Annotated in this window: 19 protein-coding genes and 1 pseudogene; 7 read left to right on the forward strand and 13 right to left on the reverse strand. The window is 62.3% G+C overall.

Annotated features, from left to right (window positions below; translation table 11 throughout):
- Positions 1-282: 282 nt before the first annotated feature.
- From N5P29_RS21015 to N5P29_RS09445, 7 genes and pseudogenes are all read right to left on the reverse strand, one after another.
- Positions 283-966 (reverse strand): annotated as a pseudogene (locus N5P29_RS21015) (polysaccharide deacetylase family protein); the annotation flags it as partial.
- Positions 947-2,461: a DUF4389 domain-containing protein gene (locus tag N5P29_RS09420; RefSeq protein ID WP_262278302.1), complete on the reverse strand. Its 1,515-nt coding sequence runs from the start codon at positions 2,459-2,461 to the stop codon at positions 947-949. The gene N5P29_RS09420 and the pseudogene N5P29_RS21015, both read right to left, overlap by 20 nt.
- On the reverse strand, positions 2,458-3,228 hold the full coding sequence (locus tag N5P29_RS09425; protein ID WP_262278303.1) for an ABC transporter permease: 771 nt from the start codon (positions 3,226-3,228) through the stop codon (positions 2,458-2,460). The genes N5P29_RS09420 and N5P29_RS09425 overlap by 4 nt, the downstream gene beginning before the upstream one ends.
- Positions 3,225-4,211 carry an ABC transporter ATP-binding protein gene (locus N5P29_RS09430; RefSeq protein WP_262278304.1) on the reverse strand — a complete coding sequence of 329 codons (987 nt, stop codon included), beginning with the start codon at positions 4,209-4,211 and terminating at the stop codon, positions 3,225-3,227. Before N5P29_RS09430 ends, N5P29_RS09425 begins: the two co-directional genes overlap by 4 nt.
- A gap of 1 nt (position 4,212) precedes the next feature.
- Positions 4,213-4,677 carry a universal stress protein gene (locus N5P29_RS09435; RefSeq protein ID WP_262278305.1) on the reverse strand — a complete coding sequence of 155 codons (465 nt, stop codon included), beginning with the start codon at positions 4,675-4,677 and terminating at the stop codon, positions 4,213-4,215.
- Positions 4,674-4,988, reverse strand: coding sequence for a flavodoxin family protein (locus N5P29_RS09440; RefSeq protein WP_262278306.1), 315 nt, complete (start codon positions 4,986-4,988; stop codon positions 4,674-4,676). The genes N5P29_RS09435 and N5P29_RS09440 overlap by 4 nt, the downstream gene beginning before the upstream one ends.
- Positions 4,985-5,314: a DUF3040 domain-containing protein gene (locus N5P29_RS09445; protein ID WP_262278307.1), complete on the reverse strand. Its 330-nt coding sequence runs from the start codon at positions 5,312-5,314 to the stop codon at positions 4,985-4,987. The genes N5P29_RS09440 and N5P29_RS09445 overlap by 4 nt, the downstream gene beginning before the upstream one ends.
- A gap of 127 nt (positions 5,315-5,441) precedes the next feature.
- Between N5P29_RS09445 and ppsA the strand changes: the two genes are divergently transcribed.
- From ppsA to N5P29_RS09460, 3 genes are read left to right on the forward strand one after another with little or no spacing between them, the layout of a single operon-like run.
- Positions 5,442-7,850 (forward strand): phosphoenolpyruvate synthase, encoded by a 2,409-nt coding sequence (gene ppsA / locus N5P29_RS09450; protein ID WP_262278308.1) that lies wholly within the window; start codon positions 5,442-5,444, stop codon positions 7,848-7,850.
- 12 nt (positions 7,851-7,862) lie between these two features.
- Positions 7,863-11,030 carry an HAD-IA family hydrolase gene (locus tag N5P29_RS09455; RefSeq protein ID WP_262278309.1) on the forward strand — a complete coding sequence of 1,056 codons (3,168 nt, stop codon included), beginning with the start codon at positions 7,863-7,865 and terminating at the stop codon, positions 11,028-11,030.
- Positions 11,027-12,052 (forward strand): 6-phosphofructokinase, encoded by a 1,026-nt coding sequence (locus N5P29_RS09460; protein WP_262278310.1) that lies wholly within the window; start codon positions 11,027-11,029, stop codon positions 12,050-12,052. The genes N5P29_RS09455 and N5P29_RS09460 overlap by 4 nt, the downstream gene beginning before the upstream one ends.
- A 64-nt stretch (positions 12,053-12,116) precedes the next feature.
- Here N5P29_RS09460 and N5P29_RS09465 read toward each other — a convergent pair whose 3' ends face one another.
- The 5 genes from N5P29_RS09465 to N5P29_RS09485 all read right to left on the reverse strand — a co-directional run bounded on the left by N5P29_RS09465 (position 12,117) and on the right by N5P29_RS09485 (position 16,779).
- Positions 12,117-12,539: an Hsp20/alpha crystallin family protein gene (locus N5P29_RS09465; RefSeq protein ID WP_262278311.1), complete on the reverse strand. Its 423-nt coding sequence runs from the start codon at positions 12,537-12,539 to the stop codon at positions 12,117-12,119.
- Between the two features lie 462 nt (positions 12,540-13,001).
- Positions 13,002-14,000, reverse strand: coding sequence for a zinc-dependent alcohol dehydrogenase family protein (locus N5P29_RS09470; RefSeq protein WP_262278312.1), 999 nt, complete (start codon positions 13,998-14,000; stop codon positions 13,002-13,004).
- A 23-nt stretch (positions 14,001-14,023) separates the two neighbouring features.
- Complete coding sequence (locus tag N5P29_RS09475; RefSeq protein ID WP_262278313.1) at positions 14,024-15,322, reverse strand: HAD-IC family P-type ATPase; 1,299 nt, start codon at positions 15,320-15,322, stop codon at positions 14,024-14,026.
- The gene (locus N5P29_RS09480) at positions 15,319-16,446 is read right to left on the reverse strand and encodes an HAD-IC family P-type ATPase (protein ID WP_262278314.1); all 1,128 of its coding nucleotides are present in this window, start codon (positions 16,444-16,446) and stop codon (positions 15,319-15,321) included. Before N5P29_RS09480 ends, N5P29_RS09475 begins: the two co-directional genes overlap by 4 nt.
- Positions 16,447-16,458: 12 nt before the next feature.
- Positions 16,459-16,779, reverse strand: coding sequence for a YegP family protein (locus N5P29_RS09485; protein WP_262278315.1), 321 nt, complete (start codon positions 16,777-16,779; stop codon positions 16,459-16,461).
- 504 nt (positions 16,780-17,283) lie between these two features.
- Here N5P29_RS09485 and N5P29_RS09490 point away from each other — a divergent pair.
- The 4 genes from N5P29_RS09490 (at position 17,284) to N5P29_RS09505 (ending at position 20,542) form a co-directional block, all read left to right on the forward strand.
- A complete protein-coding gene (locus N5P29_RS09490) occupies positions 17,284-18,606 on the forward strand; it encodes a GAF domain-containing protein (protein ID WP_262278316.1) in 1,323 nt (440 codons plus the stop codon).
- A gap of 64 nt (positions 18,607-18,670) precedes the next feature.
- Positions 18,671-19,210 (forward strand): flavodoxin family protein, encoded by a 540-nt coding sequence (locus N5P29_RS09495; protein WP_262278317.1) that lies wholly within the window; start codon positions 18,671-18,673, stop codon positions 19,208-19,210.
- The gene (locus N5P29_RS09500; RefSeq protein ID WP_262278318.1) at positions 19,207-19,650 is read left to right on the forward strand and encodes a pyridoxamine 5'-phosphate oxidase family protein; all 444 of its coding nucleotides are present in this window, start codon (positions 19,207-19,209) and stop codon (positions 19,648-19,650) included. The genes N5P29_RS09495 and N5P29_RS09500 overlap by 4 nt, the downstream gene beginning before the upstream one ends.
- A gap of 37 nt (positions 19,651-19,687) precedes the next feature.
- Positions 19,688-20,542 carry a universal stress protein gene (locus tag N5P29_RS09505; protein ID WP_262278319.1) on the forward strand — a complete coding sequence of 285 codons (855 nt, stop codon included), beginning with the start codon at positions 19,688-19,690 and terminating at the stop codon, positions 20,540-20,542.
- 16 nt (positions 20,543-20,558) lie between these two features.
- Here N5P29_RS09505 and N5P29_RS09510 read toward each other — a convergent pair whose 3' ends face one another.
- A complete protein-coding gene (locus N5P29_RS09510) occupies positions 20,559-21,422 on the reverse strand; it encodes a universal stress protein (protein WP_262278320.1) in 864 nt (287 codons plus the stop codon).
- Positions 21,423-21,486 lie beyond the last annotated feature (64 nt).

The raw sequence follows: 21,486 nt of genomic DNA on the forward strand, positions 1-21,486 counted from the left end.
AAAGGTCACGAAACCGTACCCGGCCGCCCGGGTGCTGTCAATGACCGCCGGCAGTGCCTCGGCATCAAGAGTGCTGCCGTCATCGGGGTTCGAGCCGAGATGCATGAGGATGATTCCACCGGGTTGCAAGGTGCCCAGAACCCGGTCCAACACGCCGCTTCGTGACATTCCGCCGATGGTTCCTTTCCACCCCAGGGTGTCCACGGTCCAGCGGACCGGGACGCAACCCAGGGTATTTACCGCGTTGATGGTGCGCGCATCCCGGTCCCCGAACGGGAAACGGAACAAAGGCCGGGCCTCACCGCCGGCAGCGGTTATGGCCGCTTCGGTATCCCGTATTTCCTTGGCAATGGCCGTATCCGGGAGCTTGGTGAATTCCGGATGGGTCATGGAGTGGTTTCCCACCCGGTGCCCGGACGCTACGATCCTCGCCACTCCGTCAGGGTTGGAAGCGGCCCATGCTCCCGTGAGAAAGAACGTGCCTGGCACCTGCTTGTTGGCCAGCGTTGACAGGATGCTGTCCAGTCCTGCGGCGTTTGCCCCGGCATCGAAGGTGAGGGCGATGTTGTTGCCTGCGCCCGGAATGGTTGTCAGGTCCTGCCCGAGCAGTCCCGGCGGAACGGGCGGGGCAGAGGGCGCGGTGGGAGTAGCGGGCGGGGCGGGGCTGTCCGTGATGGGCCCGGGTACGCTCGGAGTGAGCGTTACTGGGCCGCCGGCCGTCACGGTGCCCGGTCCGGCGACGGCGGTGGGCGAGGGCGACACGATGCCGGCAGCGCTTGTTGTCGGGGTCGGAGCTCCCGCCGGGGTGGTCGCCGACGGTCGACCGCCAGGCCCCGCAACCAGGATCGCGAGCGTCACGGCGGCCGTCAGGAGAACGACGGTCGCTGCGAGCGCGACGGCGATTACCCGCCGTCGTGCCCTGCGTCCCGGCTCGCGGCCGGGTGACTCAGCTCCGGTCCCCGCCACTGTCCGACCTTCCGGGCCACTCGGTCGGAATGCCTGGAAGGTCGATGCCGGGAGCGTCCGTTTGAACGGGTTCCTCGGCTCCTTGATCCAGGCGGAAGGGTGGATACTCGTCCCTCATGAGTGCTCCGTAGGCGAAGACGCGGTAGACCCAACGGTTGATCCCCATGATGAAGGCGAAAAGGGGGCCCGGGTAGTGTCCGGAAAAGAGCAGGATGACCAAGGCAACCAGCACCAGAAGGGCCAGCAGGGACAAACCACCGCCACGATCGGTGACCACGCCGGCCGGGCCGTCCTGGGTGCGCCAAGCCCACGTTGCCGTACCTGTGAAAGCTCCGATGACGAGCCAGTGGGGAACCAGCAGTAGCCACGATTTGACCAGCACCAGAGCGCGTGAAAGCCGCTGCGGGTAGTGGATCTCCAAAGTGGCAGGATAATCGGCTTGCTCGAGCGTGAAAGGCGGATACTTGTCAGTTCCACCTGCAGCATAGGCATAGAAAGCAACACGCCAGGTCCACCGCAGCACGCCTACGTTGAAATGGAAGAGTGACACCGGGTACCGGCCGGTGAAGAGGATGGCGAACCAGGCCACGACTGTTGTTACGGCGAAAGCGAACCACAGGAAGAACAGCACGAAGAAGTGTGGAATGGCCAGTAGCCATTTGACGAGCCACAATCCGCGGGAGAGGCCGGCGTCAAGGTGGCCGGTGAGCCTGACGGGATGGGCTTGATCCCAGTTGTTGGCCGGTGGCGATCCGCTTGGTGGGTAGGCCGGTGCGGGGCCGTGGGCCGCTTGCCCCGCCGGTGATGGCGGGCCTGCTGGGCCTCTGCGCCCCAGTGCTACGGCGCCGAGGACAAGGAGCGGCACGCCGATCACCAGGGCGAGTCCGCCGGCAACCAGCAGGCCTGTAGCCGCTGGCCTGATGAGCTCGGACCTGAAACCTGCCTGCAGGTCTGCGGAAACACCTTGGTCCGCGTCGCTATTCATGACAACCACTGTCCAGCTGCCGGCTGCAACGTTCCAGGTTAGTTCCTGCGGACCTTGGCCCTCCGCTGACGCAACCCAGAAGTTCTGGCTGGTCGGAAGAGCCGGGTTCGAAAGGCCGGAAAAGTCCCTGTAAACGGGGCGGAACGGATTGAACTTCACTTCCTGCAACTCGGTGTAATGCACACCGGACAGGTAGCGGTTCACGGCCTCCTGTGGTGCGATACCGATGAAGATGCTTTGAGCCGGGTCCACTGCCGTCGCCCTCAATCGCAGGGTGCCGACGTCGAAGGGAAGCCTTTCAGCTGTTCCCTCACCGACAGCGTCCAGATGCGGAGAAACAAGGGCGAAGGACGGGACGGTGAAGCGCTCAGTGCGGGAGGTGAAGTAGCCGCCGTCGCGCTGGGCAGTGCCGAGCAAGGCGGCCGCTGCTCCTGCTGAAGCCAGGGCAAACCCGACAAGGGACAGCACGATTCCGACGACGAGCATGACAATGGCGCCGGGACGTTTCACGGCTCTAGCTCTTTTCTCTGGAAAACGAATACGGCCAACGCAATGGCCAGCCCGGCTGCAATCAGCGTCGTGAATACCGGCCAGGCCGGTGTTGGATGGCTTTGGCCGGCAGCCACGCTCGCCGCGATGCCGGGCACACCTGCAGGCGAAAACTTGAAGAGGGGGTCCCATGCCCCGCCCACCGCCAGCAGGGCATAAACTCCGAGGCCTGCCCCGGCGGCACCGGCAGGCGCGGGAATGACCACCGAGAAGAGCTCCATGAACGCCAGCAGCAGCAGCGCGAACAGGCAGAGCATGGAGGCTGACCCCCACAGTTGCGCAGGTGGTGCGGAGCGGAAGATGACGCTAGTGGTGATCCACGTAATGATGGTTCCTGCCGCGAATACGGCCGCGATGAAGAGTGCATGGACAGTGGCTTTGGCAGTGATGAAGGTACTGCGCCGCACAGGCTTGGTGAGCACGAAAGCCGCGGTTCCCTCGCGGACCTCTGTGGAGACGATGCCGCTGTAGATGATGATGATGGCAAACAGAACCAGTTGCGACAGGTTTTTGGCCCATTGGCCATAGGCGTCGGCGAACGTGGCAGGCGGCAGCACCACGGATTGTTGGCCAGACGGTGTGAGGGAAGCGAGGAGTTCGGGGGTGATCTTCGCCAGGGGTGGCCCGGTCACGGCAAAAACGAGGACGATCGCCGGAAGCACCCATATCCGCCACGTGTGGACGATCTCCTGTGCCTCTTTAGCGGCGACAGCGGGAAACGCCTTCACTGCACCGGTTCTCCCGTCAGCTCCAGGAACACGTCCTCCAAGCTGAGTTCGGCGCTCTCCAGTCGGACCAAGCCAACGCCGGCCGTTGCCACGAGGGAAGGGATGCCGTGTTGCGCGGCAGCCGGGTCAGTAGCCCGGACCAGGATTTCCCCGCGTGGGCCGGGTCTCACTGACAGCGCCCAAGGGGAATCGGCGATCTCATGCGCCAGCTGCTCCGCCCGCTCCGTGACTTCCACCGCAATGGTTTGCTGACCGTGCCTGGCGCGGAGTTCCTCCATGGTGGATTGGGAGAGGACCGTCCCTTTGTCGAGGACAGCAACGTGGTCACAAACCCGTTCCACATCACTGAGTATGTGCGTGGAGAAAAAGACGGTGGTTTGGCCCCGCAAAGTCACCACGAAGTCGAGCAACTCCTTTCTGCCCGCAGGGTCAAGCGCACTGGTGGGTTCATCCAACAAGAGCAGCTTCGGTGCGTTGATCAAGGCCTGCGCGACGCCCAACCGCTGACGCATGCCGCGCGAGTAGTTCCCGATGCGCTGTTTGCTTTCTGCAAGCCGGACAAGTTTCAGGACTTCGTGGATCCGCCCTCTGAGTTCCGGCCCGTCGAGGCCGGACAAGCGGCCGGCCAATCCGAGCGCCTGAGTGGAAGTCATCCAGTCGTAGAACGCAGGGACGTCCGGGAGGTACCCGATATCCCTGCGCACGTCCGGGTCATCCGCGCGAAGGTCCCGGCCCAGCAGGCGTACGGATCCGGCCGTCGCCCGCGACAGCCCTGTCAGGATGCGCAGAAGCGTTGTTTTCCCGGCGCCGTTGGGGCCGACAAGTCCGAAAACAGAACCCTGCGGGACATGCAGGTCGATCGCGTTCAGCGCAAGGTGGTGGCCGAACGCTTTGCTGAGGGTGGAACATTCGACGGCGGCGGGAGCGTTCTTCGACTCCGCGGACGCTTTTGAATGCGGGGGGAGGATTTGTTGTGCTTCCATCTCAAGGGTTTGATTCGTTCCGGGACGATGTTTGTTGTGTGTGAACAACAACCACGGGGCAGTGGGCATGCGCTACCACCGCCGAGCTGACCGAACCCAAAAGCAGCCCTCCGAACCCGCCGTGGCCCCGCCGTCCGACTACCAGAAGGGAGGCGTGCTTGCTGCCCTCCACCAGGGCCGAACGGGCGGACCCTTGGACCAGCCTGGTGCTGACGTTTTTGGGTACCTGCGGACCAAAAACTTCTTTTAGTGCCTCTTTGACGTTTTCTTCTGCCGTATGGGCAAATCCATCGATGCCCATGGCTAGGTAGCCTTCGTAGCCCGCGGGAAGTTCCCAACAACCCCAGGCTTCAAGCGGGGCGTTGAGTGCGAGCGCCAAGCGTTGGCCCTCGCGGAGGGCTTCCATTGACGCGGCGGACCCGTCGACGCCGACGATGATTTTGCTGGGATCAAGTCGGCTGCTCATGGCGTACCCTTCCTGGACGCGAATGCTTTCACTGAAGCCGACAGTTCGTAGCTCCAGGAAGATGCCCGCTTGATTTCACCTTCCAACAGGGGGCCTTCTGTGCCTTTGACGTAGAAGGGCATGGGCTGGGTTTCGGTGGGGCGCCACCCGTTGATCGGGCTGCCCACCACCAGCAGGTCGCCGATCGAGAGGTCGCTGCTGTGGAACTGCGAAACCGGCACCGTCCGGCTCTTCTCCAATCCGGCTGCTATTGCTTCAGCCACAGACTTGGTGTTCCCGTAGGCGGAGTCGTACATGATCACAGCTTTCATGGCATTTCCTCATGGGTGGCATGGCGGTTCCCCGCCTTCTTCCGTGCCCGTGGAACAGTGCTGTTGTCCAAGAACAGCGTGGCCCAGTAGGCGCCGCCGCCCATCATCATGAAACCCAGTGTCCCGAGCGGAAGGCTGCCCAAGGGGAGGCTGACCAACAAGATCCCGAGGCCGCCCAGGGCAACCAAAACTCCTCTTTCGGTCCGCTTCCAGCGCTGTCCCCTGAGGTCTTTGATGCTCATGAGCGCGGCAAGCCGTGGATCGTCCTCTTCCAGAGCGCGCGCGATGTTGTGCAGTTCCTGTTTCTCGAAAGGTGAAAGTTCCATTGTCTTGCCTCCTGCTTCTGCCTCCAGCATGATCACTGCGCAAATGCCGAAACAGGGCCAAAAGTCACAGCGCCCGCCGGGCCCAAAGACCCTCCCGTACCTTTAGCCGCAGGTCCAGAATCCAGACATGGATTCGGCACATGAAGCTTCGTTGGCCAGCGCCCACGTTCTTTGGTTTGAGAAAACCGGGATAGGAGACATCTTTAGGGTAGGCGGCAAGAATGCGTCGCTGGGTGAATTGACTCAAGCTCTCCGCACCAGAGGGGTCAAAGTACCCGACGGGTTTGCCACTACTGTGGATGCATACCGGCAGTTCCTGGCCCTGAACGGCTTGGAAAAAGTGATCAGCGGGTGCCTCGACGCTTACCGTTCCGGGGACTCCACGCTTCGCGAGGCCGGCGACGCCATACGGCAGGCCATCCTGGCAGCGGAGATCCCACCCGGGACTGCTGCGTCGATCAGGGAAAGCTATATCCAACTGTGCCGACGGACAGGAGAAGCCAACGTGGCGGTGGCTGTCCGGAGCAGTGCCACGGCAGAGGACCTCCCGGATGCCAGCTTTGCCGGCCAGCAGGAAACCTACCTCAACGTCAGCGGTATCGATGCGGTCCTCGAGGCGTGCAGGAAGTGCTATGCGTCTTTGTTTACAGACCGTGCCATCAGCTACCGCGAGATCAAGAACTTCGGGCACCTCGATGTGGCTCTTTCGGTTGGCATACAGCGAATGGTTCGTTCCGATGCGGGCGCGTCCGGGGTCATGTTTTCCATCGACACGGAATCAGGTTTCCCGCGCTGTGTGGTGATAAGCGCCACGTGGGGGCTTGGAGAGACAGTAGTGCAGGGCACAGTCAACCCCGATAAATACCAGGTCTTTAAGCCGTTTCTCGTCGACCGGGGTCTGGTTCCGATCATTCAGCGGGAAGTGGGCAGCAAGGAGCAGAAGCTGATTTACAGCCAGGACGGCAACTCCGGGACCCTGATGGTGAAAACGACCCGCCATGAGCAGAAAGCCTTGGTCCTCAGTGATGCCGAAGTGCTGACGCTCGCCCGCTGGGCCGTAGCAGTGGAGGAACACTATGGACGCCCCATGGACATGGAATGGGCCAAAGACGGGACCACCGGTGAACTGTTCATGGTGCAGGCCCGCCCCGAAACCGTTCAAACCCAACGCCAAGGGACAACGTTCAATATGTACCACCTGCATGGCCAGGGCCGCGTCCTAACGGTGGGCGCGGCCGTGGGGGATGCGATTGCAGCAGGAACAGTGTCCCGCGTCCTCGAAACGGCGGATATCGATTCCTTCGTTGACGGTTCCATCCTGGTGACCCGCATGACAGACCCCGACTGGGTGCCTGTCATGAAACGGGCGGCCGCCATAGTCACCGATCATGGCGGACCAACCAGCCATGCGGCCATCATCAGCAGGGAACTGGGTGTTCCGGCCATCGTTGGGACGGGAAACGCAACCCAGGTTCTAAAGCCGGGTTCGCCTGTCACGGTGTCCTGTTCCGAAGGCGAACAGGGGCGTGTATACGAAGGCGCTTTGGACTACGATGCCGAGGAGGTGGACACCGGCACGCTCCCGGCAACACAGACCCAGCTGATGGTTAACATCGGCAGCCCGGCAGCGGCGTTGCGGTGGTGGCGGCTTCCGGCAGCGGGCGTCGGGCTTGCCCGCATGGAGTTCATTATCAACAATCTCATTCGTGTCCATCCCATGGCGCTGGTACATCCGGAGCGAGTGACCGACGACGGTGAAGCGGCTGCCATCGCGTCCCTGTGGTCAAACCACCGGACGCCGCACGACTATTTCATTGACGTCCTTGCTACGGGCATTGCCAAAATCGCGGCAACGTTCCATCCCAAACCCGTGGTGGTGAGGCTCAGCGACTTCAAGAGCAACGAATACGGCCATCTGATCGGCGGACGGTTCTTTGAACGCCCGGAGGAGAATCCCATGCTGGGCTTCCGCGGAGCGTCCCGTTATTACAGCACTGCGTATCGGGAAGCCTTCGCCTTGGAATGCCGGGCATTGAAACGGGTCCGTGAGACAGCGGGCTTCAACAATGTCATAGTCATGGTGCCGTTCTGCCGGACGGTACAAGAAGGGGAAATGGTCCTGGAAGTCATGGCGAAGAACGGTTTGGTGCGCGGCCAGAACGGCTTGGAAATCTACATGATGTGCGAGATCCCGTCCAACGTGGTCCGCGCTGCTGAGTTCGCCAGGCTCTTTGACGGATTCTCCATAGGTTCCAACGACCTCACCCAGTTGGTCCTTGGCATCGACCGGGACTCGGAACAACTCAGCGACCTCTTTGATGAACGGGACCCGGCCGTGACCGCGATGATTTCCCAAGCGATCCGCGAAGCCCATAAAGCGGGCATCAAGATCGGCCTGTGCGGCCAAGGACCGAGCAATCACCCGGACTTCGCTGAGTTCCTGGTCGGTGAAGAGATTGATTCGATTTCGCTCAACCCTGACACCTTCCTCCGAACCCTGCCGTTGATCGCTGACGCTGAATTCCGTTGGCTGTAACGGGAGATGCCCATGCGGAAGTCACCCACGGCGGCAGCAGCCGCCCCACCCTACGACGCAGTGATCCTGGACCTGGACGGCGTGGTGACAAACACCGCGGTCGTCCACTTCGCAGCCTGGCAGGAGGCATACGAGGCGATTATCCATGATCCTCGCTACCCGCCGGATGGAAGCCGGGCCCCTTTCACGCCCAACGACTATTACGCCCTGGTTGACGGCAGGCCCCGGGAACAAGGGCTGATCGAGCTGATGGCGTCAAGAGGAGTCCGGCTTCCCAGAGGAACCCCACAGGATGCCGGAGGTGAGTGGACCGCCGTCGGGCTTGGGGCCTGGAAGAACAAGGCCTTCCTGAAACGGCTGCAGGTTTCCGGTGTGCAGATTTTCCCAGGCACCGGCCGGTTCCTGGAGAACTTGAAAGCGGCAGGTGTTGCCACCGCATTGGTGACTTCCAGCCGCAACGCCACGCCTGTCCTTGCCGCGGCCAACCTGTCGGAATCCTTCTCGGTGGTCATTGACGGCCGTATCTCCGCATCGCTGGCTCTGCCAGGCAAACCGGCCCCCGATACATTTCTGGAAGCAGCCCGCAGGTTGGACGTGAGTGTCCGACGCGCGGTAGTGGTTGAAGACGCAGTGGCGGGTGTACTGGCGGCGAGCCGGGGAGGATTCGGACTTGTTGTAGGCATTGACCGGCACGGGGACCGGGCCGAACTGGAAGCTGCCGGCGCCGACGTTGTTGTCAACGACCTCGCTGAGCTCGACCTGGGCCTCGTGATGCGGGATCCATGGTTGTTGATCTATGAAGGAATGGACCCTGAACATGAAGGCCACCGCGAAGCCCTGACCACGCTTGGGAATGGATACATGGGGGTTCGGGGGGCAGCGAGCGAAACCAACAGGACCACCCGATACGCCGGAATGTACCTTGCCGGACTGTATAACAGGGTCCAATCCACGATCGGCGAGGAAGCAGTGGTGGAAGAGCACCTGGTCAACCTTCCGGACTGCCTTCCCTTGGACCTGCGCTTGGATGGGGCACCCTGGTGGTCCGGGGGCGGTCTGGAGATATTGCACGAACGGCGGGTCCTCAACATGGAAAAGGCCGTCCTGAGCCGGCATCTGCTGCTTCAAGCACCCGACGGGAGACACCTGCAACTTGAAGAAACCAGGTTCGTATCCATGGAATCCCCGCACATCCTTGCTATCAGAACGCGATTGACACCCCGTGATTGGAGCGGGGACATCCATATCACCGCTGGTATCAATTGCCTCGTACGCAACAGCAACCTGCCCGAACCCCCTCTTGATTCCCAGGTCCATTTGATCGACAGGACCGTCCCTGGATCGCAGGCAACCGCCCCGGTCCTGGCTGTAGAGGTGGAGACTACCCAGAGCCAGGTTCGCGTGGCCATGGCGGCTACGGTTGATGTGCCAGGATCCGTTGGCGTAATGGAAAGCCGGGAGGGTTTGCACTTCCGTAGCTTCCAGGCCCGGTCCTCGGAGGAAAGCCCGGTCACGGTGGATCGGATCATCGCGGTGGCGACTTCCAAGGACCGTGCGACCTCCTCGGCCAGCAGTTCCGCTGCCGCTGCCTTGAGCGGATCCGGAGGTGACTTCGAGGAGCTGCTGCGCCTTCACAAAGCTTCCTGGCGGCGGGTCCTCCTGCCCTTCAGGGTGGAGCTTGACGCGCCTGTGCAGGTTCAGCTCGTGTTGAACCTGCATTTGTTCCATCTCCTGCAGACCCTGACTCCACACACAACCGAACTCGACGTCGGGGTTCCGGCGCGAGGGCTGCACGGCGAGGGATATCGCGGGCACGTATTTTGGGATGAGCTGTTTGTCCTCCCGGTCCTGAACACGCGCATACCGGAAATCTCCAAGGCCCTCCTGGACTACCGTTGGCGGCGGCTGCCTGCCGCGCGCCGGGCCGCCGTCGCAAAGGGCTTGGCCGGTGCGCTGTTCCCTTGGCAGAGCGGCAGTGACGGTACGGAAGAGACACCGAATTGGCTCTATAACCCGCGCTCAGGGCAATGGGTTCCCGATTATTCACACCTACAAGTCCACGCCGGACTCGCAGTGGCGTTCAACGCATGGCAATACTTCGAAGCCACGAACGATGTCTCCTGGTTTCTGTGCCATGGTGCTGAACTCCTGGTCGAGATCGCCCGCTGCTTTGCCTCCCTGGCCGTCTATGACCCCAGCCATCGCCGTTATCACATCCGGGGCGTAGTGGGACCGGATGAATACCACACCTGGTTGCCCGGACAGGATGGGCCTGGCCTGGACGACAACGCGTACACGAACGTCATGGCAGCGTGGGTATGTGGCAAGGCCGCGGAAACCACTGCAATGTTCTCCGGCCATGAAGTGAACGAGCTTCTGGACAGAACTGGCGTCAGCAAACGCGAGCGGGCACACTGGCGCAGGCTGTCACGGGCCATGTATGTCCCGTTCAATAACGACGGATTGATCAGCCAGTTCGAGGGCTATGAACGGTTGCAGGAGCTGGACTGGGATGGCTACCGGCAAGAGTACGACAACATAGAACGCCTGGACCTCATCCTGGGGGCGGAAGGCGATGACGTAAACCGCTATAAGCTCGCCAAGCAGGCGGACGTTCTCATGTTGCCCTATCTGTTTGGTTGTTCAGGCCTCATCACGGTGCTTGACCAATTGGGTTACCGAATGACAGAGGCACAGCTTGCGCGGACCGTTGAGTACTACCTCGCCAGGACAGCCCACGGCTCAACACTCAGCAGGGTGGCGCACGCCTCCGTCCTGGCCGCCGTGGACCCGGACCGGGCCTGGGAAAGCTACCGCGAGGCACTGGACGCGGACCTGGACGATACCCAGCACGGTACTACCAAATCCGGTATTCATCTCGGTGCAATGGCGGGGACGGTGGACGTCATACAGAGAACTTTCGCCGGGCTGCGAATGGACCGTTCCGGCATCACCTTTACACCCAACCTGCCGCACGGACTCAACGCACTGTCCTTTTCTGTGAAGGCGAAGGGACATTGGCTGGACGTCACTCTGGGGACGGACAGGATCCGGGTCACCTCATCGCCGGGCAGCGCTCCTCCGCTCCGTATCCAAGTCCATGACCAGACGCTGATGCTGCCGGCCGGTGAGAGCCGAAGTTTCAAGCTGCGCCCGCGCTCGCAGGCAGGTTCGCCGTGAAGACCTTGGGCATTCTGACCAGCGGCGGCGACTGTCCCGGCGTTAATGCCGTGATCCGGGGAGCAGTCCTGGCCGGGGTTCGCGCCGGGCATTATGGCTTTGTGGGTTTCCTTGACGGTTGGAGCGGCGTGCTCAACAACAACGCCGTTCCCCTAACGATTGAATCGGTCAGGGGTATGTCGCGCCTGGGCGGAACAATGTTGGGAACATCACGGACTAATCCCATCACGCCAGGGGGAGTGCCGGCGGTGATCGCGTCCCTGGAACGCCGGCACGTGGATGGTCTGATTGCGGTGGGCGGAGAAGGCACCCTTGCTGCTGCCTGGATCCTGGGAGAGGCCGGCGGCAAGATTGTGGGCGTCCCTAAGACCATCGATAACGATCTCAGTGCAACGGACTACACCTTCGGGTTTGATACTGCTGTGCAGACGGCAACCGAAGCGATCGATCGGCTGCGGACCACCGGAGAGTCCCACCACAGGTGCATGATTGCCGAGGTCATGGGGCGCAATGCCGGCTGGATCGCCTTGCACGCAGGCATGGCCGCTGGAGCGCATGCCATTTTGATTCCCGAACGCCGGGCGAGCCTGGCGCAGGCGGCGGCTTGGGTCCTGTCAGCCAGGGACCGGGGAAGGGCGCCCTTGGTCGTGGTGGCAGAGGCCTACGTTCCCTCTGGCCAAGATGCCCCGTACTCCCCGCGCGGACTCGATACGTTTGGCCGTCAGCGTTTGGGCGGCATTGGTTTCCTCCTGGAGGAGCAGCTTCACGAACTGACGGGCATCGAATGCAGAGCCACAGTCCTGGGACACATCCAGCGTGGTGGAGCACCCACAGCATTCGACAGGGTCTTGGCAACCCGGTTGGGGATGGCGGCTGTCCGTGCAGCAGCCGCCGGGGAGTGGGGTGTCATGGTTTCCTTGCGGGGCACGGATATCACCACTGTTGACCTTGCCGCCGCAATTGGTGAACTGCACACCGTCCCGGAGGACCGGTATCTGGAGGCTGAAGCGCTGTTCGGCTGACCCGGCAGCCGCAAGATAACGCGGGCAGGCGCCCCTTCATCGGCACCTGCCCCGCGGCAAATACTCAACTCCTGGTGATCTGGACCTTTGAGGGGGAGGCTGCCGCCGCCTTTTCCGGGATAGGTGCCCGAACCTCGAGGACACCATCCTTGTAGGAAGCGGTCACATCTCCTTCCTTCACCCCGTCGGGCAAAGGTATCCGGCGGGCGAAGGAGCCGTACCGGAATTCCGAGCGGTAGCTGTCCTTCTCCTTGTGCTCGGTCTTTTCCTGTCGCTCGGCCCGGATGGTCAGACCGCCGTCGGAAATGGTGATTTCCGCATCTTTTTCCGGGTCGATGCCGGGCAGTTCAGCACGGACCACCAGCGTATTACCGTCAACCATTTCCTCAACTTTGATCCCCCCGACACTGCTGTCGCCGTCGAACAATCTCTCGATCAGCTCCATCGGTGAGCGACGCGAATCAAGCCACTTTGTCAGCTCTGTCATGCCGGCCTCCATTTCTTGTTCGCCGCGGAACCTTTCCCGGCAGTCACAGCTTTTCGCTTTGGCACCGGCGCTTCCAGAGTCCAAAGTCCCCGCCCTTGCGGGGTCTTCCGGCCCTTACACGGCATGGAGGAGTGCAACAGGATGGGGATATGCCCGCGGGAACTGCTTGGTGCAGGGAGGAGTCAGTCATGAGTGGACGGGTCAACCCGGAGCCGGAGGCTCAACGTCCGAACGACGGTGAGGGGAGAAGACGAGCCCGGAAGCGGGGAACAGGCCTCCCCCTGCAGGGGAGTCCTTTAGTGCAAAGGATGCTTCGCTTGGGCCAACGCCGCGAGGCCGCCGAGGAGGAGTTGGAGCGCCGTTTGGGTAAGGATGATCCCGGGCCTCAAAGCTGAAATTGCCCCTGTTCAACGAGGCCTCAGGCCATGGCCCGTGCCGCTTCGGCGTGGGCAGGGGAGCCGGTCAGTGGATCTTCAGCACAGCAGCTCCTGTGACTCTGTCCTTGGCCAGGTCCTCCAGCGCCCGGTCCGCTTCCGTGAAGTCATAGGCAGTGACGGTTGGAGCCAGGCCGATCACTGCTGCCAGCGCCAGGAAAGCAGTGCCGTCGGCCCGGGTGTTGGCAGTGACGCTGCGGATCTGCCGCTCATGGAACAGTTCATTTTCATAGTTGAGGGACGGGATGTCGGTGAGGTGAATGCCGGCAATGGCCAGCGTTCCTCCGCGATCCAAGGCCCGGAGCGCGACCGGGACCAGATCGCCCACGGGAGCAAAGAGGATGGCTGAGTCCAGGTAAACGGGCGGCATGTCGTAGGCGTCGCCTGCGTACACCGCTCCGAGGCTCAATGCCAGTTCCCGGGCAGGTCCGGAACGTGTCATGACATAGACGGATGCACCTTGGCTGATGGCGACTTGAGCGGTCAGGTGCGCGGACCCGCCAAAACCATAGATGCCCAGCCGACCTCCAGACGGCAGGGCAGCCCTTTCCAACGCCCTGTACCCGATGATCCCTGAACACAGAAGCGGCGCAGCCTGTTCATCGGTGAACCTGTCCGGCAAAGCGTAGGCGAAATCCTCATTCACCGTCATAAGTTCAGCGAAGCCGCCGTCCCGGTCCCACCCGGTGAATGTTGGCGCTATGCAGAGGTTTTCCTGGCCGCGCCGGCAATATGGACATCTCTCGCAGGTTTCTCCGAGCCACGCGACGCCGATTCTGTCTCCGGGAGAGAAACGGCCTCCGTTGAAACTTTCAATCACTGTCCCGACGGCTTCGTGGCCGGGGACCACGTTCGCGTGCCGAGGGGGAAGATCGCCCTCGGCAAGGTGGAGGTCCGTGCGGCAGACGCCACATACGTCAACCCGAAGAAGCACCTCCCCGGGACCGGGTTTCGGGTCCTCCCGTCGGCCCATCTTCAAGGGCCTGCCTTCAATCTTCCCCGGCTCACTGACCCACCATGCGCGCATGACTCTTCCTCCGTCGTCGGATATCAGGAGGCTTCCACGGACCCTGCCGGTCTTCCAGAGGCGAAAGTCACGTCCGCGCCGTGTCTTCCAAAGGCCACGCGGCGTCCCAGAAGTTCGACGGCGGCAACTGCCACCAGCGCTGTCAGGACTGAAACCAACAGCAGGTCAGGTGGAGGCCACTCGAGCAGGAAGAAGTCACGCAGAAACCCAAGTCCCATCACCGCCGCCATTCCCGCATAACTTCCTGCCAGGACCAGCACCTTCGCTGCGTTCAGGGGCCGGGCGGTCACAGCCAGGATCCACGATCCAATGATGGTCAGGGCAATGGTGGTGGCCGAGCGGATTGTCAGAAGGCTGTACCCGCCGCTGAGGGACGCATAGGTGTTGACCCCAAGAATGGCTGTGGCCGTGATGATTCCTGCGGGGACAGCGAAAGACAGGGAGCGTCCGAGAAAGCCCGGGAGGTAACGGCGGCTGCTGGGAAGGAGCGCCAGGAAGAATGCCGGCAACCCGATGGTGAGGCCATCCACTGCAGACAGCTGGCGGGGGAGGAATGGGTAGGGCTGCAGCAAAATACCGCAGGCCAAGGCCAGGACAGTGGCGTAGGCCGTCTTGCTGAGGAAAAGCATCGAGACCCGTTCCATGTTGTTGATGGCCCTCCGGCCCTCGGCCACGATCCCCGGCAGGCGGCTGAACCGGCCATCAAGTAGAACCATGCGTGCTACCGCCTTCGTTGCCGGGGCGGCACTGTCCATCGCGATGCCCAGATCAGCGATCTTGAGCGCGGGGATGTCATTGACGCCGTCTCCCGTCATGGCAACGGTATGCCCCTTCCTTTGAAGGGCCTGGACCAGCTCCTTCTTCTGTTGCGGACCGACGCGGCCGAAGACGGCATTGTCCTGGACGCAGGATGCCAAGGCTTCCGGAGCCTCAGGGAGGTTGGTGGCGTCACAGGCAGGGAGCCCGGCGAGTCCAAGCCTTCCGGCAAGGAGTCCCACTGTGCGGGGATCGTCGCCGGAGAAGATCTTGATCTGTACGCCTTGCTGGCGGAAGTAGTCCAGCGTTGAAGCGGCATCTGACCGCACCGATTCCCGGAACGTAACCAGCAGGACCGGCGATGCGCCGGGGGGAGACGGAACCCCGGCGGCAACGTCTACGTCCTTCCCTCCGGCCAGTGCCAAAGCCAGAGTCCGGAAACCGGATGATGCCAACCTGTTGGCGAGCTCACGGTATACCGGCGCCTCTTCCGCCATGCCAAGAACAACCTCGGGAGCGCCCAGCAGCCATGTCCGGGGTAGGCCCGAACTGCCGGAAAGCGTCACGGAGCTCCAGCGCCGCGCAGGATCAAAAGGTACTGAGGTGAAAGGTGTTGCACGCTTCGCGATGGAAAGGCCTTGCCCAAGGCTTGGGTTGTGGCATTTGTGCGTTCGGTTGTGCCAAAGGATTCCAAGGCGTCGCGCCAATCCGGATATTCTTCCTCCGGGGCCAGCATATGAACCGCGTCAAAAACCATACGGCCGTCGGTCAACGTCCCGGTCTTATCAAGGCATAGGACGTCAACCCTCGCCAGGACTTCTACAGCGGCGAGCTCTTGGACAAGGACTCGCAGGCCCGCGAGCCGGATGGCCCCCACGGCGAACGCCACGCTCGTCAACAGGACCAATCCCAAGGGGATCATCGCGATGGTGCTGGCGACGGCAGGCACCACGCCTTGCTTCCAGTCGCCGGACGCAAAAGCCGGATTCCAGCCGCCGTGCTGCACCATCTGTGAATTGAGAACCAACCCTGAAAGGGGAAGGACAAGCCATGCAATGACTTTCAAGACCTTGTTGATTCCGGCGCGTATGTCGGAGTTGACAAGTGAGAAGCGTTTGGCTTCCGCTGCGATACGTTGGGCAAAGGTCCCCAGACCCACCGTCGTAACCCGGGCGAACCCCGAACCGGAAACCACCAAGGACCCCGACAGCAGGGGCTCGCCGCTGCGCTTGTGCACGGGTTCCGATTCTCCCGTCAGCAGCGATTCATCCACTTCCAGGCTTCCATGGCCAAGGAGGACGGCGTCCGCCCACAGCTGGTCGCCGGAGCCCAGGACCACCAGGTCATCTTGCACAATGTCGCGGCCGGGGATCACCTGCTCTGACCCGTCCCGAATCACGGTCGCCGGTGCAGCATGCAGGATCGCCAAGCTGTCCAGAGTCCGTTTGGCCCGGCACTCCTGGGCCACTCCGATGATGATGTTTCCAACCGCGGCGAGTCCAAATAGTGCATCCTGCCAATGGCCCAGAACGAGCAGCATCGCAAAGGCCGTAAAAACCAAGCCGTTGAAGAGCGTCAAGACATTCGCCTGGATGATGGCACGCAGGCTGCGACTGGCTGGTATTTGCGCATCACTGTTGAGGCCACGGTCGATGCGGAGTGCGACTTCCGAATGGGTTAGACCTTCCATGGCCCCTGGCCTTTAGGTTCTGTGCGTCATGGCGTCTGGATGCATGGTGCCCGCCATGGAGACACGTTTCAATGCGGTGCGGCCACCGGTGCTGACCGCCGACGCGGGGCGTGGTGCGGGCCCTGACACCGAGGGCGACCGTGGAAGCGGCTTGGTGCTGTGGTCTTCGACCAAGCCGGTGCCTGCACACTCGCGCACGTCGAAGATTGCGACGGCTACTGCCTGTTTGTCCTCGTACGGGCCGGACTCGAGCAAGGTGTTTCCCCTGGGGCCAATAAGGCGGAACCGAAAGTGGGAATAGGCATCGATGAAAACTTCGAAATGTCCGGACATGGTGAAACTTTCAACTGGAATTTCAGCGCCCCGGCCCTGGTGGCGTGGTCGCGGTGAGGGCCGGAAGTCGTGGGCATCCGGGTCCCAAAGGTTTCGTGTCACTTATTCTTAACGGTTCCCGCTGACTCGATAAGGGACGAACGGCCCTGTTTTCGCCGTCGGCCCTTGTCCGGTGGGCGCTTCGGCCGGCAATTTTCGTCGGCGAACTGAAGCGGGAAGCGCGTCTGCCGATGTGGTGTGTGGCTCGACGACGGCGGGTTGGCACCGGCCCGCGGGGCCCGAAGAGCACCATGAAACGGCGGTTGAAAGCGATGTCCCAGTTTGTGGGCGCACGCGGGTAAGACGGACACGTGAATGCCGGCAGGACGGTCAGCCGCTTCCGGCGGCAGCTGGCCGTGGCTATCATGGGCGTAGGGTCTCACAATTCCATAAAATTCACCGGACGAGCACCCTTTCACCGTCCTGAGGCACGGTACCCCTGCACCGGCTAGAGGAGGCTGGAACATGGACAGCGAGCAGGGATGGACTTCTCCAATGAAGGGCCGCGTCGACGTACTCCTGCGCGAATTCGTGGAGCGCGCCGACGAGCTTCTGCACGCCCAAGAGCAAATGAACGGGTTGTTGGCAGCGGTGGTGTCCCTTGCCGAGGACCTGAGCCTCGAAACAGTGCTTGACCGGGTGGTGAAGTCTGCATGCGTCCTGGTGGATGCCGCCTACGGGGCCTTGGGCGTCATTGGCGAGGACCAACGTCTCAGCCATTTCATCACCGTGGGGATCGACGAGGACGGTATCAGGTCGATCGGTGACCTCCCTACGGGCCACGGCGTTCTTGGCCACCTCATCAGGGAACCCAAACCGCTGCGTCTCCACGACCTGAGCAAGCATCCAAAGGCTGTCGGATTCCCTGCCAACCACCCGCCCATGAAGACTTTCCTGGGAGTGCCGATCCGGGTACGGGACACAGTGTTCGGAAACTTGTACCTTACCGAAAAGAAGGACTCCCAGGACTTCACGCGCGCTGACGAGGACTTGGCGGTAGCGCTTGCAGCGGCTGCGGGTGTCGCCATCCAGAACGCACGTTTGTTCGATGAGAGCGTCCGCAGGCGGCGTTGGCTTGAAGCGGGCATGGAACTCGCCAGCCAGCTGATCGCAGACGAGCCCGACGACGGCAAAGGGAACCTCGACCGCGTGGCGGACGCAGCTGTCCATGCCTCGGATTCCATTCTTGGGGTGATCGCCGTCCCGGGACCCGACGGGATACTGCGTTGCCGCTCTGCTGTTGGAGTGCAGGGCGTCCATGCGGGGCAGGAACTGCCTTGCCCGGACGTGGTGGCAACAGTAATCGAAACCGGTCAGTCGGGCCTTGTTCAGGATGCGTCCCAGGTCTTTGGAGCCGGAATGTCCGAGAAGCTCGGAACCGTCCTGGTCTCGGCCTTGGGCCAGCGTGGAACCGTAAACGGTGTCCTCATGTTGGCGCGTTCGCCGGGAAGCGCCAGCTTTACCCGCACGGATCTCGAATCGAGTGCACTCTTCAGCAGCCGGATCGGTCTCGCCCTGGACCTCGCACGGGTCAGCGCCCGCCGGCAGCAGGAAATGGTTCTCTCCGACCGCGAACGTATAGCAAGGGACTTGCATGACCTGGTCATTCAACGCGTGTTCGCGGCAGGCCTCGGAATCCAGAACCTCAAGCGGTTCGTTGAAGACCCCGCCGGTCTTGATCGGATGGGGGCTATTTCCGACGAACTTAACCAAACCATCCGCACCCTGCGTGCGACCATCGAAGAGTTGCGGTCCGAGGGGATGTCCGACCAGGCAGATCCCCTGTGACTTTTGGCCCTGTTGATTGCCGCCCTGGATGAGCCATCCTGACGTGGGAGGAAGGCGGACAGTCATGAAAGCTTTGGTGGTTTACGAGTCGATGTACGGCAATACCAGGAAGGTTGCCGAAGCGATCGCGAACGGACTGGATGGTGCCGTGTCCGCGCTGGCGGTACCTGTGAGCGGGGTCACTGCGGACAGGGTCGCTGATTGCGAGCTGCTGATAGTGGGCGGCCCTACACACGTCCACGGCATGAGCAGGCCCTCGACACGCCGCTCAGCACGTGATGTCGCGTCGGCCACGGGAGAAGTGGATATCGGTGCCCTGACGAGTGTTGGTGTCCGGGAATGGTTGGATGCGATGGAACCCGCATCGCCGGGCCAATTCGCCGTTGCCTTCGATACCCGCAACCACGGTCCATCTTTCCTCACGGGCAGGGCATCCAAAAGCATCAGCGAACGGCTGCGGCGCGCTGGATTCAGCGTTCTGGCCACGGCTGAAAGCTTCGAAGTTGCTCCAGGACCCTCCATGGCGCCTGAAGAGCTCGAACGGGCCAGACGCTGGGGTGGCGAATTGGCACGACTCCTACAGGATCGCGGAGCCCGGAAATGAGCATTCCAAGCATGGAACCGGCAAGGGTTGACGGAGCACGGCACGTCAGCGAGGACCTTACTCCCGAACGTTGCTGGGACTTGCTGCGGTCCCGGGAGACCGGCAGGTTCGGCTTTGTTCATCACGGACGCGTCATGATTCTTCCTGTCCACTACCTGGTACGTGACCACGCGATTTACTTCAGGACCGCTGCCACCGGCTTTGTTGGCGAACCATCGGCGCGCATGCAGACCTCTTTTGAGGTTGATCAAACGTGGCCGGACCGCAGCGAAGGCTGGTCGGTGCTGGTCAGTGGGCCTTCCTCCCATGTCACCGAGCCCGGTTTGGTGAAGCAGCTTTTTGGCAAAGCGATGCCCGAGCCCTGGGCCGGAGGTGAACGAAACCTCTTCATCCGCGTTCAGCCGGACATCATTTCAGGCCGCCATGTGCACCTGAGCTGAAGCCCGTTCTCAAGGCCTCATCCAGCAAGGAACATCAATGGACACCAACGGCCGGGTGGTAGTGGGCTATGACGGCTCCCGTGAGGCCGGGCAGGCCGTTCGTTGGGCGGCCTATCATGCGCAGGCCCGGCGGTGCGGGCTCCATCTGGTGCACTGCTCATTGTGGCCGGAGGTTGCCGACGCGGCCACCCCGGTCACCGGCGGGGCGGATCCCGCAACAAAACACTCGGCCGAGACCATCGTCGCCGAGGGAGTTGCAACTATCCGCGAAGTTGCCCCTGGTCTCGAACTGACAACGAGCCTTGTATACGGTTGGCCTGCCGAGAACCTCCGAAAGCTGTCCTCCCGGGCTGCGTTGCTGGTGGTGGGAAGCCGCGGCATGGGCGGGTTCATGGGCTTGCTGGTTGGATCAGTCAGTCTCGAGCTGGCAGCTACCGCGGTGTGCCCGGTGGCGGTGATACGACAGCCCGGGCAGCCGGGCGGCCCGGTAATGGTCGGCATCAGCAATGAGTACTGGGAAGGCGTCGTAGGGCAGGCAGCACTCTTCGCTTCCGTGATGGGTGCTGCCCTGCGCATCGTTCACGTCATCGGACGCGCCGAAAGCCAGTCGCCAAAACATGTGGCAGCCGCTCGGGAGACCCTTGCCTCCGCAGTCCGGAGCGTTGGCAACACTTGGCCCGAGCTGAGGATTGAGGAGCTATTGCTGACGGGAGTCTCGGTAGCCGGGACACTCCTGGCTGCGGCGGACCATGCTCAGATGGTTGTTGTGGGTTCCAGCGCCCGTGGCACGTTACTTGCAAGTATCGGCTCGTCAGCGCATGCTGTGCTCCACCACGCGGGCTGCCCCGTGCTGGTAATACGCCAGGTCACGGGGCAGACCTTGGGAAGTTGATCGCCTTGGAGGCGGATTATCCCGAATGCTTGACTGGCTTTACCCGGGTGATGACGGTGGGACATGGAAGTTTGGCCAGTACGGCGTGGGCGGTGGATCCCAGCATCAGGCGCTTGAAGCTGCCACGTCCACGGCTCCCGACAACCAGGAGGGCGGCGGTCTTCGCAGCAGTCAGGAGGGCCTCGGCAGGGCTCCTGTCCGTCTGCAGGACTTGATGGACCGTCAGGTCCGGGTAAGTGTCGGCCAGGCCGGCGACTGTTTCGGCCAGTACGACACGTTCCTCCTGCTCGATGAGACCATTGAAGTTGCCCCCGGGCATGCCCCGGCTCAGCCAAGGGTCCGGGAGGTGGAATGCGTGCAGGACGGTAAGTTTCTGTCCCGTCCGGTCTGCCTCGGCGGCAGCGAAAGCCACGGCCTGGACGGACTCCTCGGACCCGTCCACCCCAACCAGCACACCTCTCCGGCTGCCCAGGTCATGTTCACCGATGACGGCGACAGGGCATTGGGCCACCGCAGCAACTTGCAGGGCACGGTCGGTGAGAGAACCCCCCACCCAGCTGTGTCCTGATCCGATAACCACCATGGAAGCCTTCTTGGACTTCTTCCTCAGTGAGTACCCGGGTGCTCCCGAAACCAGGTCAGTGCTTAGGGTCACTGTAGGCTCCATTTTTGCCGCCCGGTCTTTGGCGTCTGCCAGAAGGGCCGCGCCCGAGTTGCGGATCCAATCGTTGTAGCCCACGGCATCGTACGCCCACCTGTCATCCACTGCGTGCACGAGCAGGACGGGCACCTTGAGGGCAGCCCCCCGGTGCATGGCCCAACGCATCGCAGCTTCACTGCTCGGAGAATCGCCGACACCGACGACAATGGCCTCTCTCATGACTGCTCCTGATTCTTCGAAGTTTCCCCGAACTTGTCGCCGGGGTTGTGTTCCTCCAGTGTTG

The organism is Paenarthrobacter sp. JL.01a, from assembly GCF_025452095.1.
Classification (GTDB): domain Bacteria; phylum Actinomycetota; class Actinomycetes; order Actinomycetales; family Micrococcaceae; genus Arthrobacter.